Source organism: Nitrococcus sp., assembly GCF_059432795.1.
In genome coordinates this window covers 1-12,398 of sequence record NZ_JBXWZQ010000200.1, presented here as the reverse complement: position 1 = coordinate 12,398, position 12,398 = coordinate 1, and the positions used below count along the sequence as shown (strand labels likewise).

Sequence of the window (12,398 nt, the reverse complement as noted above, 5' to 3'; positions counted from 1 at the left end):
TAGCCGCACGGGGTGCGCCATGGGCGCTATATTGCTGCTCGGCTTTCTGATCGGCATGCGCCACGCGATGGAAAGCGACCATCTCGCGGCGCTTGCCACCCTGGCCACGCGCAGCAGTCCCTCGATCGGATACACCGTCTGGCAGGGGGCGATTTGGGGGCTCGGCCACACCATCACGCTGTTCATTGTCTGCTCGATCGTTCTTTTCCTCGACACCGTAATGCCCGAGCCGCTCACCCGGGGGCTCGAGGCGGCAGTCAGCGTCATGCTGATCGCCTTGGGCACCGACGTGATTCGGCGTCTGGTGAGCGAGCGGATCCATTTTCACAGCCACGAGCACACGCATGCCGATGGTAGCCGCCATTGGCATGCTCATGCGCATCGCGGTGACGAGCCGCATGAATGGCGGCGTCACGATCATCCCCATCCGCATGGCTTCCCCGTGCGAGCATTGCTGGTCGGTATGATGCACGGGCTCGCCGGCTCGGCGGCGCTTATTCTGCTCACGTTGCAAACGGTCGCCTCACCCATTCTTGGGCTTGCCTACGTCGCGTTGTTCGGGATCGGCTCGATCGTCGGCATGGCGGTACTCTCCGCGCTCATTGCCGTTCCGCTGCGCTATTCCACCCGCGCGGCCGCGGGGCTGCAAAACGGGCTGCAGCTCGTTATCGGGGTGATCACGATCGCTATCGGCGCCGAGCTGCTCTTTGCGAATGTTTGGCCATCCATCGGCTCCGGGATCTGAACTCGAGCGTGGGCGGCGTGTTGGGCCGGCGGCCGCGACGGCAGTTGCCGGGCGGCTCGTCGTATCCTGCGCGTGATGCGACTCGCCGTGCTGCAGGTCGGCTCAGGAACACCACCGGCCGAGTGCGGTCCAACTAGGCACGTCACGAGAAATATGACGTAAAAGACAATTGCTTAGCAGATAAAACTTCGTAAAAGGAGGTGCGTATGACCAAAGATACGGTCCATCTCACCAGAGCGGATATGTGGAATCAGATGCAAGGCCAGTGGCACGATTATAAGGGCCGGTTGCGGCAACGCTGGGGCGAGCTCACGGTCAAGGACGTCGATGAGCTCGCGGGCGCGCGGCAGGAGGAGCTGTCGGGCAAGCTGCAGAAGGCCTACAACCTGAGCAAGGAAGAGGCTGACCGTAGAGTCAGCGAATGGATCGAGATGGAGGCGGCGGATAGAGGTGGCATGCCGAGTGAAGGCAATCCCACCTCCTCCGTATGATTTAGCGTGAAAGAGGCTGTGTCCGAGACGGGTGTTCCCCTGACCCGTGAAGGCCATAGAGAGGTCGTGTGAAACGGATCAGGCGCTGGCAGGGGCGATGAAGCCGAGTTTGGTCAAGGCCTTGATCCAGCGAGGGGCATTTCGTTGAACGCACAGTGCTTCGTAGTCGACGGCGCTATCCCGGTAATGTCCGTGCCGCTGGAGCATGAAGAAGAGGGTGCGCAGGATCGTGTGGGCGATAGCGATGATTGCGCGCTTGTAACCGCGGCGCACGAGAAGCGAGTGGAACTTCTTCGACTTGACACGGACGTGGTGCGACTGGCGGCATGGGCGAACTCACAGAGCAGGCGGCGAGCATAGACAGCCCTTGCGCAGGCGGCCAGAGTTGCGTTTACCGGCCGACGCCTTGTTGCCTGGGCAAATACCGACCCAGGAACTAGGCGCTCGGCGCTGCCGAAGGCACCCATGTCGGAACCGATCTCCACCAACAGCATGGCCGCACCGAGCAGGTCGATACCGGGAATGGTCTGCAGCAGCGCCAGTGTATTGCGCTCGGTTTCCAGTTCGGCGAGCAAGCGCTCGTCAAAGCGAGCGATCCGGGCCTCGATCTGCTCGATATGCCGCATCAACTCATCGAGCACGAAGCAGTGGCTTGTAGTCATCTCGCCCTGCAAGGCATCGAAGAGCGCTTCCCGACTGGCCTTGAGCCGGCGGCTGGCGAGCTTGAGCACCTCATGCGGCGGCTGCCCGGCGATGAGGGCCTTGACCATGGCGCGCGCCGAGCGACCACCTTGCAGGTCGCTAACCACGACGCCCAGACGGATGCCGCAGTCGGTGAGCACCTTGTGCAGCCGATTCTTCTCCGAGGCTAACTGACCGACCAGGTTCTGGCGCTGACGGGCGATCAGACGCAATTCGCGCAACTTGGCAGGCGGCACAAACGAGCCGCGCAGCAACCCGGCGCGCGCCAGCGTCGCCAGCCACTGCGCATCACCCACGTCGGTTTTGCGCCCCGGGACGTTCTTGACATGCCGTGCGTTGACCCACCTTCGCCCGAATGCCGACCGCCCCCAGGGCCGCATACGGGCTTTTCCAGTAAATACCGGTGCTCTCCATCACGACTTCATCGGGCCGCAGCGAAGCCACCCACTCCGCCAATGCCCTGCGATTGCGCTTGAAGGCGCCAAATTGCCGCTGCTCGATGCGCGTGCTCCCGTGCGCTTCCTCGATCAAGGCACAGGCGGTGATCTGCGCCTGATGGATGTCCAGACCGATGACACGCTTGTACAGTGCAACCAGTTCCATACCGCCTCCTGCCCACTTACACTCAAAGGCGGAAGGTGGCGGGTGCCGGGACTGAATCTGCCTGAGGGCGAGAACTCGCCAACGGCCTGTTTAGCGTACGCTCTCTATGGAAAGCAGTCGGGGTGCGAGTCAGTCCGGCGGGTCACGTTAGACACGCGGTTAAACCACCAAAAATTATCACGACCTCTACCCGCCATCTTCCATCTGAGAGTCTCTTTCATCTTCTGGGGTGGTGCCAGCCACCATGATCGTTAGGCAAGATCGCTTGTCCGCCCGATACCCAAAACCATGGAGTGATGGCATGAACGCAGTGACGTCAGACCCGGCCATAAGGACGGCCTTTGCGGTAGTCCATGCGGGTCCCGAACCGGCGCGAACGTAAGGCGAACGCCCATGAACAGCGGGGATTCGGTAAGAGATGGATGGGAGCACTTTCATCACGGCGCGGATATCGGAATCCGCGGTATCGGCATGACTTGCCCGGCGGCGTTCGAGAAAGCGGCCTTGGCAATGACCGCTGTGATTGCCGATCCGGCAACGATATCGCCGACCGTCAAAGTGAGCCTAGACTGTGAAGCACCGGACAATGAGCTCCTGCTCGTCGACTGGCTCAACGCCCTGGTCTATGAGATGGCCTCCCGTCGGATGCTTTTCAGCCGCTTCAACGTGCGCATTGCCGATCACCGGTTACATGGCGCGGCATGGGGTGAGCCCATCGATCGGGCTCGACACCAGCCCGCCGTAGAGATCAAAGGTGCTACCTACACCGCGTTGGGCGTGCATCAAGACTCCCATGGGCTTTGGAGCGCCCAGTGTGTGGTCGACGTCTAGAGCCATCTGTTGAAAGGTAACGATCATGGATATTTCACTATTCACCCGGCATAGCGAGTTTGCCTGGGAGATTGCGCCCCGGGACGGCATGCGCGTACCGGCGATCGTCTACGCCGATGAGCCCCTCATCCGGACCATGGACGAGAAAGTCTACGAGCAGGTTACCAACGTGGCGAAGCTACCGGGCATCGTAAGGGCGTCCTACGCCATGCCCGACGCCCACTGGGGCTACGGTTTCCCAATCGGCGGAGTGGCTGCGTTCGATCCGGCCAGCGGCGGTGTTGTCTCGGCCGGCGGGGTAGGGTTCGACATCTCCTGCGGTGTGCGCTGCCTGCATACGGGGTTGCGGAAGGAGGACGTGGAGCCGGTGAAAAAGCGCTTGATCGATGCGCTGTATGGTCGAATTCCATGCGGCGTCGGCCGCACCGGGCGGATCCGCCTGAATGCCGAGCAAATGGATGCCATGCTGACCGGCGGTGCCAAATGGGCCGTGTCGGCCGGTTTCGGCAGCCGCGAGGATCTGGAGCGGATCGAGGAGCATGGGTGCATGGCAGGGGCCGCTCTGGAGGAAGTCTCGGTAAAGGCGAAGCACCGGCAGCGCGACGAGATGGGAACCCTCGGCTCCGGCAACCACTACCTTGAGGTGCAGCACGTTGCCGAGGTGTTCGACACCGACGCCGGCACGAGCCTCGGCCTGCGTGCCGGGGATATCGTCGTGAGCATCCATTGCGGCTCACGCGGGCTCGGTCACCAGATCGGCACGGACTTCCTAAGAACGATGGTCCTTGCCGCGGCAGATTACGGCATCAGCCTGCCCGATCGAGAGCTCGCCTGCGCACCGATCCAGTCCTCGATTGGCGAATCGTATCTGGGTGCCATGCGGGCCGGGATCAACTGCGCACTCGCCAACAGGCAGATTATCACGCATCTCACCCGCGAAGTCTTTGCGGATGTGCTGCCGAAGGCAAACCTGAGAATGCTCTACGACGTCTCGCACAACACCTGCAAGCTCGAGGAGCACCCGGTGGACGGTAAGCCGATGCGCCTGTACGTGCACCGCAAGGGAGCGACCCGGGCGTTCGGACCCGGTCATCCGGACCTGCCGGCGGTGCTCAGGGAAATTGGTCAGCCGGTGCTGATCGGCGGCACGATGGGTACCGCATCGTACGTGCTCGTGGGTGCCAGGCAGAGTGAGAGTCTGAGCTTCAGTTCCGCGTGCCACGGCGCCGGTCGGGCAATGAGTCGCCACCAGGCGACCCGGCAGTGGCGCGGCCGGGAGATAATTGACGAGCTGGCGACGCGGGGCATCCTGGTGCGCAGTCCGTCGATGCGGGGTGTGGCAGAGGAGGCGCCGCTGGCCTACAAGGATGTCAGGGCCGTCGTTGAGGCCGCCGACCATGCCGGGCTGGCGCACCAGGTGGCGAGGCTCGAGCCCGTGGTTTGCATCAAGGGTTGAGGCGTGAACCGGACCCACCGCGAGCGCTGGCGGAGCGCCGTCGCGTTGATGCATGTCAACAGGGGATCCAAGCGGGTGTTGCTATATTCGGATGCGTAAAGCCAATCGTGCGCGCTCGGCGATATCCGGCGTTAGCATTGAGGACCCATCCGCTTGCAGGCTGCGGGTCCGGGGCAAATGAGAGGGCGAGGTCAATGCAAATCCCCGTTCGGGTCACGTTTCGGAATATGGATCACTCCCCGGTACTGAAAGGCAGAGTACGTGAGGAGGTGGCGAAGCTCGAGCGCTATTTCCATAGAATCATGGGCTGCCGCGTCGTCGTCGAAGCGCATCACCGCCATCACCACAAGGGTAATCTCTACCATGTGCGTATTGATCTGACGGTTCCCGGGGCGGAGCTGGCGGTTAGTCGTGAGCCGGCTCAGCACCGTGCGCACGAGGAAGGTTGTGCTGGAGGACGTGCTCGCCTTGAAGCGCATGGCGGGGCAGGTGCGGGAGGCGGAGAAGGTGCTCTCCATCCTTGCGCGAAGGATGCGTAACGGAGAGCCTGCGCCCGAGGTCAGCAATCCTCTCTCCCCTGTTGGTACGTGAACGGCTCGACAGGTGGAGGGCACCCGCCTCGCTTGCAAGCGCACAATGCTTGGTTTTTTGTCTCTAGAGCCGGCGAGCCGGGTGGGGCGCAGCCTCGCTGGTGCCCCCGTCCAGTGCCCGGCGGGGGGTGCCCCGGGCTTCCCTTAGGTGACGGCGAGGTCGTTTTCCCGGGCGAGCGTATCGAGCTCAAGCCCGGCCACTTCGGGGCCGGCCGGTTCGCGTTGCGAAGCGCTATTAGCCGCGCCCAGGCTGAGCGTCGTCGGTGCACCAGATGCGGCTTGCGCTCGTTCAGCTCCTCCGCTGTGACCTCGCGATCAACGATCAGCGCCCCTGCACGCACGGCGGCTTGCACCAGCTTGAGGCGCCCGCCGAGGTATGTGCAATGACGACGTTGAATCCCTCCTCTTCGTCCGATCGCTGAATGTCGGGCCGCAGCTCGCTGGCAACGACGTCCGCGGATACGCGCACGCAATCCGGGCAGATCCTGCAACGATTTGGCAGGCGCGACTCGTCCGTGGCCGAGGAGAGTCCATGGCAATTCGTCTGGATCTCGTCTCCATCACGGGTCCTGATACGAACCCGATTCGAACTGCCGCGGGCGCCCGGCGTCAGCAGCTCGTGACAAAGGTCAAGGTGAGGTGTCCCGAGGTTTGATTCGGGGGCCGCCGAGGAAAGCCATCCACATGGCCGCCGGATTGGCGCGGTGGGCTGAGCCAAGATGCTTCAGCTCCGCTCGACACCGGTGGGCAGCTGCAGGTTCCACTTGGCCGAAACCCGCGTGTAGTGCTCCGCGGGGGTGCCGTTACTCTGCGCGGAGTGCCTCGATAGGATCCAGCGCGGCGGCGCGCTGCGCAGGCAGCGCCCCGGCTATCAAGCCGATGAGACTCGATAGCGCCAGTGCGGCCACTGCAAACTCCCACGGCGTGTGCACCGGCAGCCTCGGCAACGCTAGGCGCAGAAGCTGTCCCGCAGTCGCCCCCAGCGCGAGTCCGGTGACGCCCCCCAACGCTGCCAGGACTACGGCTTCGCCGAGAAAAAGCCCCAGAATCTGCCGCCGTTGTGCGCCTAGAGCGCGCAGCAGTCCGACCTCGGCCGTTCGCTCGCGCACTGCGATGGTCATGATGGTCAGTATTCCGACGGCGCCAACGCACAGTGAGATGCCGCCGAGCGCCCCAACAGCGAAAGTAAGCACATCGAGCACCGAACCGAGGGTGGAAAGCATCTCCTCTTGAGTGGTGATGCTGAAGTCTTGGCGCCCATGTCGTTCCTCGAGCATTGCGCCGATGGCGTCTGCCACCTTCTCGGCCGACGCGCCCTTGCGATAGAGCACGTCTATTTCCATCACTCCGTCGCGATTGAAGAGCTCCAGCGCCCGTGCAGTCGGAATGTAGACGACGTCGTCCATGTCGAAGCCGAGGATTTGGCCCTTGCGTTCCATGACGCCAAGCACGCGAAAGCGACTGCCGGCGATGCGGATCTTCTCTCCCAGCGCCTCGCCGGCAGGGAAAAGCTCCCGGTAAACTTCACGGCCCAACACGGCAAAGGGGCGCGCGGCGCGGGGTTCGTCGGAGGGCAGGAAACGTCCGATCGCCGGTTCGAAAGAGAAGATACTCGGCATATCGGAACCGACACCGAGCACTGTCGTGCGCCGGGACCGACGGGCCGACTCGACCTCGGCATTTCCCTGAATGAGCCCCATGGCAGCCTGGACCTCGGGAAGCCGGCGCAGGGATTCGGCGTCTTCGATCGTGAGGGGGCGAACAATGCCGAAGATACCGATGGAGGCGCCATGGGTGGACTGCCGTCCCGGGTTCACGGCGATGATAGTGGTACCGAACTGGCTGAACTCGGCCAGTACGAAGCGATTCAGGCTCGCGCCGATAGAGGTCAGAAGGATGACGGCGGCGATTCCGATGGCGATGCCCAAGCCAGTGAGCAAGCTTCGCAGCCAGAGCGTGCTTACGGTGCGCCAGGTCAGCCGCCAGTAATCCGCTACGGCCATCAGCGCTCCGAGAGTGCGGCGATCGGGTCCAGGGCTGCCGCTCGGCGCGCCGGCAGCCAGGCGAACAATGCCGTGGTGACCAGGGCGACGCCTGAGGCGGCCAGCGGCACCCATAACGGGGGCAGGGGCTGGAGAACAGGAAAGACCAAGTGGATCAACCAGGTGCCAGCCACACCCAGGACTGTGCCGGCTAGCGCGCCCAGTGTCGCCAGAAGCAGCGCCTCACCGAGAAAGAGCGCCACGACCTGGGGCGCCGAAGCCCCGAGGGCTCGCAGCAGGCCGATCTCCGTGGTGCGCTGGGTCACCGCGATCAGCGTGACATTCATGATCAGGACACCGGCCACCAGGAGGCTGATGGCCGCGATGCCTGCTACCGCAAGGGTCACGCTGCCAAGAATGCGGTCAAAAGCCGTGAGGATAGAATCCTGGGTGATGACCGTGACGTCCTCTTCGCCCTCGTGGCGCTCGCGCAGGATCCGTCGCACATCGGCCTGCGCACGCGGTATCTCCTCGCGGCTTCGGGCCTGGACCAGAATCCGGAAGAGCGAGGGCGCGTCGAACAGCGCCTGCGCGGCGGCTACCGGAATGATTGCCACGTCGTCCATGTCGACACCCAGGGACTCGCCGCGCTGCGCGCAGATTCCGATGACGCGGAAGCGCCGGTCGCCTATGCGGATCCAATGGCCGAGCGCCGCTTCGCCACCGAAGAGCTCCCGTTGCACGGTTGTGCCTAGAACGGTGACTGGACTTGGTCGGGCGATCTCCTCCTCCGGCAGGAACCGGCCAAGCTCAATATCCAGCGCCCGAATGTCTTGATAGGCGGCAGTGGTGCCAAGCACCGTGATATCTCGGCTGAGGTTGCCTTGCGAGACAGTCGCCTCACCCACATTCAGCGGGGCGACGTGCTCCACATGGCGGCTGCGGTACAGCGCCATGGAATCGTCGATGGTCAGGTCGCGGGGGGTGGTTCCGAGCAGGGGCGGGGGGCCGCCGGTCGTCTCGTTGCGGCCCGGCAACACCACCAGCAGATTCGTGCCGAGCGCGGAGAACTCGCCGACGATGTAACGCCGGGCACTCTCGCCAAGACCGGTCAATATCACGACCGCTGCGACCCCCATGGCCATCGCGGCAAGCATGAGCGCGGTTCGGCTCCGGTAACCCGTGAGTGCGCCCCAGGCAAAACCGATAGCGTCGAGCACTCTCACGAGCGCGCGACTCCCTGAGCATCCTCGGCGATCCGGCCGTCGAGCAGGCGTATCCGCCGGGCGGCGCGCTGGCCGATCTCCGGGTCATGGGTGACGACGATGAGCGTAATACCCCGTGTATGAAGTGTTTCCAAGAGCTTGATCACCTCCGCCCCCGTGGTCCGATCGAGATTGCCGGTTGGTTCGTCCGCCAGCAGTACGGTGGGCTCGGTTATGGTTGCCCGGGCGATGGCCGCGCGCTGACGCTGCCCAGCAGAGAGCTGGCTGGGCCGATGGCGGGCACGATCGGCAAGGCCCATAGCCGTCAACATCGCTTCTACGCGGCGACGTCGCTCGGTGGGCGCGGTCCCGGCCAGCGTGAGCGGCAGCTCAACGTTTTCGGCGGCGGTCAGGCGCGGGATAAGGTGGAAAAACTGGAACACGAAGCCGATCTTCCCGCCGCGTACCCGGGCGCGCTGATCGTCGTTCAGGTGGGTCACGTCAAGCCCATCCATTCGGTAGAGACCCTGCGTCGGGCGGTCGAGAAGTCCCAGAATGTGCATCAGCGTGGACTTGCCGGAGCCCGACGGCCCCATGATGGAAATATATTCGCCATCGTCGATCCGCAAGTCTATGCCGTCCAGCGCCCGAACCGTCTCCCCGCCGACGACAAAATGGCGGTACACTCCAGCGAGCTCGATCATCGCGGCGCCTGCGAAGCGATCCTTACGGCCGTACCGGCGGCGATGGCCTCGCGATTTCCCGAGACGATCACCCGGTCGCCAGCCTTGAGACCCGCGTGCACAGCCGTGAAATCCCAGTTGCGGATGCCCGTCGTTACAGTATGAACCTCGACCTTATCGTCGTTGACGACGAAGACGCGATCATTGTCCATCAATGCCTCGCTGGGGACCCGTAGCACATCCTCAGCCACGTCCACGATGATCTCCGTATCCGCGCTGTAGCCGGGAAGCAAATGGTTATCACCGGGCGGCGCCGCGAAGGTAACCTCCACCTCTACCGTCCTGGCCTGCTTTTCCACATCCAGTACGTAGGGAGCTATACGGGTCACGGTTCCGGGGAAAACGTGCTCCGGAAACGCATCCAGGCTTATGCGAGCCGGCATCTCAACCCGGATGGCCGGGGCATCCACCTCATCAATGGGGGCACTGATGATCAGCGAGTCGGTATCGATCAAGTCGACTGCCGGCGGCGTCGGTATTCCCGGAGGAGAGGGCGTAACGATCTCGCCGAGCTCCGCGTTGACCTCCGCCACCACCCCGGCGAACGGAGCGAGCAACCGTGTACGGGCCAGTGCCGCCTCAGCCATTGCCACCCTGTGACGCGTCACCACGGTGTCCGCACGCGCCGCCTGACAGGCGGCGGCCGCCGCAACTTCCTCGGTGACGGCGCGGTCCCTCGCCTCCTCAGAGACGGAGCCCTGCTTGTGCAGCCGTCGTAACCGGTCGGCCTCCCGCGTTGCCGACTGCGCCTGCACGCAGGCCTGATTCGCACGGGCGCGCGACGCCTTGGCACTGGCCCGTGCAACGTCAAGCGAGGCGCGAAGGTCGTCGTTCCAGAGCTCCAGCAGCAGGTCTCCGGCCTTCACGTGTGCGCCTTCTCGGATGGGAAGGCGGGCCACCTGGCCGCTGGTGCTTGGCGAGATGCGCCCGCGTCGGATGGCCTTGACGGTCCCCGCCCGTGTGTTCGTTACTGTCCACTCGACGTCTCCGTGCTCAACGCGGGCCACCCGTACCTCCGGTGGCACCGGTCGGCTCCAATACCATGCCGCTGGTGCGATGGCCAGCACGACCGCGACGAGCACAGCGGTACGACTGTAGCTCATGAGTCGGCGGTCGCTCTGTTCATCCGGACAGCTCAGTCTTTACTCGAAACCTAGAGAGTAGAATTGCGTGCTGAATGCCCAAGGTGGAGCGTCTGGAGTGTTGGTGCAACTGCCGGATGGAGTTCCCCCGTTTCAGTGGACAGGTTCGGATTTGAGTTCCAAGGCACGTACGGCGTGCACCCTCTCGTGATTCACGGGTGATTGGTTACCGATCCCAGAGTGCCGCCGATGCGGGTTGTACCAGCCTTCGATTAACTCGAATAACGTGAGCCACCGCCTATGGCAGTGTGACTATAATAGGGGCTCTGCCGTTTCGGCGTGCCTTGAGGTAGATGACCTCCTTCCAAGCGAGAGAAGCGGAAGGAGGTCATCATGCGAGACTGGACGAGCCAGTCCCATGTGAGATGGTACTGCAAATACCATGTGGTGGTGTGCTACGAACGCAACTGTTGCAGGTCTGGGCGGAAGCGGTGCTTCACCAAAGATGAGGGAAGGCCCCTCGGAGCCGGTTTGCAGGAGCAGGCTTCAAACCGCCACAAGCTGCGTAGGTTAAAAGCCCTCGTGGTGAGCGTTGTTGGAAAAGGCCGAGCACGACTTGGTCAGGTGTGGATCAAGGAGACGAACGCGAGTGAACCGCTGATGACGTGTCGAAAGGTATCCAGGCGGCGTCGAAACCGGGGGAAAGACCTCGCTCCCGGGACAAGGTTGAGGGCAACCTGCCTACTGCTCAACCGGCGTCCGGCATGAAGGTGGCGTGACCTTGACCCAGGCTTTGGTGGGGAACGTAGGAACCTGTCGTCCCGATGTGAAGGGAGAAGTCCAAGCGGATAGCCTCCGCGAGGGTGAGAGTACCGATGCGGGGCACAGGGGCGGAGTCGCTCGTAGTGTGTGCTGGGCAGCGCCCAGATCAGGTGGGTTGAACTCCCACTGGCGCTCGGGTAAGGGGCGCCATATCCAAAGGCGGGGGTAATGCCTCGCCGGCCGGGGTGCAGCGATAGGGGAGCGCCTAAACGGGCACGCAGCTGGAAACGGCGGAGACGGCCAAGGCGGGACCTACGTTGGCGGCACTGTTGAGGAGACAACCGGAGGGCAGGGTGCCCACCGTGAGGTGGGATCTGAAGGGCTTGCGGAGAAGTACCGGGCCGTAATCGAGGGGGCGACGCCGATGATGAACCGGTCGGCCGAAGGCGGGGCAAGGTCGAGCTGGCACTATGGCAGCGAAGGCGCTCTTACCCACCCGCCGCACCAAGGTGTTTGCGGGCGGCACGGTACGGAAGATCTGGGCGTGACCCCAGGAGGGCTCGCCGCGTTCCCAGGTGGCGCTGGGATAAGCAACCCTATAAGCCGTAGGGCGAAGTGGGACGTGAGGCGTGGCGAGTCGTCGGACAGCCGAGTAGTACCACAAGCCGGGCGACCGCGTGAGCGGCGGCTGAGTGGGCCGGGAAAGGCGGCTGGCAGAGAGGGTCGGTGCGAGACGGCGAGCGAGTGAGTAAGGCCGGTGGTGAGGAGAAGTTCCTTGAGCGAAAGACCCGGACGGCATCGGCCGAGGAGACTGGCGGACTGGCTCAACCCGGCGGGTGAGAGGAGGCGCCCTTCTGAAGCGCCTTGACGGTTTCCGCAGCGAGGGCTGTCGCGCTTGGCGGCATGCTCTGCTGCGGCGCAGTCAGCGCCATCGGATGCACTGGGACCGGTTCAACCGGCTTGCCCGCCAATACATCCCGTACTGCCGCAAGCTACACCCCTACTCCGAGGAGCGGTTTCATGCGTCACGACGTTAGGCAGGAGCCGTATGCGGTAGTCCCGCACGTACGGATTTGTGCGGGGGGCGGTGGGCAACCACCGTCCCTACCACGACCGCATAAGCGTCATTTGGGTCTCGATCACGCCATCCTCGCCCGGCGCGCCGGACGGTCTTTGAGACGGCCCGCCACTGCCACCCCGGGCAAT

At 63.8% G+C, this 12,398-nt stretch carries 11 protein-coding genes and 1 pseudogene; 6 read left to right on the top strand and 6 right to left on the bottom strand.

The genetic code is table 11. From position 1 onward, the window contains the following. Window positions 1-19 precede the first annotated feature (19 nt). On the top strand, window positions 20-745 hold the full coding sequence (locus AC52Q4_RS13745) for a sulfite exporter TauE/SafE family protein (protein ID WP_495537363.1): 726 nt from the start codon (window positions 20-22) through the stop codon (window positions 743-745). A gap of 206 nt (window positions 746-951) precedes the next feature. Next, on the top strand, window positions 952-1,236 hold the full coding sequence (locus AC52Q4_RS13740; RefSeq protein ID WP_495537362.1) for a CsbD family protein: 285 nt from the start codon (window positions 952-954) through the stop codon (window positions 1,234-1,236). A 78-nt stretch (window positions 1,237-1,314) separates the two neighbouring features. On the opposite strand, the pseudogene AC52Q4_RS13735 reads toward AC52Q4_RS13740, so the two are convergent. Then, a pseudogene (locus AC52Q4_RS13735) lies at window positions 1,315-2,541 on the bottom strand (IS110 family RNA-guided transposase). Window positions 2,542-2,934: 393 nt separating this feature from the next. Here AC52Q4_RS13735 and AC52Q4_RS13730 point away from each other — a divergent pair. The 3 genes from AC52Q4_RS13730 to AC52Q4_RS13720 all read left to right on the top strand — a co-directional run bounded on the left by AC52Q4_RS13730 (window position 2,935) and on the right by AC52Q4_RS13720 (window position 5,367). After that, window positions 2,935-3,372 (top strand): archease, encoded by a 438-nt coding sequence (locus AC52Q4_RS13730; protein ID WP_495537361.1) that lies wholly within the window; start codon window positions 2,935-2,937, stop codon window positions 3,370-3,372. 25 nt (window positions 3,373-3,397) lie between these two features. Further along, entirely contained in the window at window positions 3,398-4,828 is a 1,431-nt protein-coding gene (locus AC52Q4_RS13725) for an RtcB family protein (protein ID WP_495537360.1), read from the top strand. Window positions 4,829-5,022: 194 nt separating this feature from the next. Next, window positions 5,023-5,367 carry an HPF/RaiA family ribosome-associated protein gene (locus tag AC52Q4_RS13720; protein WP_495537359.1) on the top strand — a complete coding sequence of 115 codons (345 nt, stop codon included), beginning with the start codon at window positions 5,023-5,025 and terminating at the stop codon, window positions 5,365-5,367. A 373-nt stretch (window positions 5,368-5,740) separates the two neighbouring features. Here the strand turns inward: AC52Q4_RS13720 and AC52Q4_RS13715 are convergent, their stop codons facing one another. Next, complete coding sequence (locus AC52Q4_RS13715) at window positions 5,741-5,968, bottom strand: Coenzyme F420 hydrogenase/dehydrogenase, beta subunit C-terminal domain (RefSeq protein WP_495537375.1); 228 nt, start codon at window positions 5,966-5,968, stop codon at window positions 5,741-5,743. Here AC52Q4_RS13715 and AC52Q4_RS13710 point away from each other — a divergent pair. Then, a complete protein-coding gene (locus AC52Q4_RS13710) occupies window positions 5,951-6,073 on the top strand; it encodes a hypothetical protein (RefSeq protein WP_495537377.1) in 123 nt (40 codons plus the stop codon). The two genes, AC52Q4_RS13715 and AC52Q4_RS13710, sit on opposite strands and share 18 nt — an antisense overlap. A gap of 148 nt (window positions 6,074-6,221) precedes the next feature. Here AC52Q4_RS13710 and AC52Q4_RS13705 read toward each other — a convergent pair whose 3' ends face one another. Genes AC52Q4_RS13705 through AC52Q4_RS13690 form a run of 4 tightly spaced genes read right to left on the bottom strand, consistent with a single transcriptional unit; the run spans window position 6,222 to window position 10,451 of the window. Beyond that, window positions 6,222-7,421, bottom strand: coding sequence for an ABC transporter permease (locus AC52Q4_RS13705; RefSeq protein ID WP_495537358.1), 1,200 nt, complete (start codon window positions 7,419-7,421; stop codon window positions 6,222-6,224). Next, on the bottom strand, window positions 7,421-8,626 hold the full coding sequence (locus AC52Q4_RS13700) for an ABC transporter permease (protein WP_495537357.1): 1,206 nt from the start codon (window positions 8,624-8,626) through the stop codon (window positions 7,421-7,423). The genes AC52Q4_RS13705 and AC52Q4_RS13700 overlap by 1 nt, the downstream gene beginning before the upstream one ends. Further along, window positions 8,623-9,309, bottom strand: coding sequence for an ABC transporter ATP-binding protein (locus AC52Q4_RS13695; RefSeq protein ID WP_495537356.1), 687 nt, complete (start codon window positions 9,307-9,309; stop codon window positions 8,623-8,625). The genes AC52Q4_RS13700 and AC52Q4_RS13695 overlap by 4 nt, the downstream gene beginning before the upstream one ends. Beyond that, window positions 9,306-10,451 (bottom strand): efflux RND transporter periplasmic adaptor subunit, encoded by a 1,146-nt coding sequence (locus AC52Q4_RS13690; protein WP_495537355.1) that lies wholly within the window; start codon window positions 10,449-10,451, stop codon window positions 9,306-9,308. The genes AC52Q4_RS13695 and AC52Q4_RS13690 overlap by 4 nt, the downstream gene beginning before the upstream one ends. Between the last annotated feature and the right edge of the window lie 1,947 nt (window positions 10,452-12,398).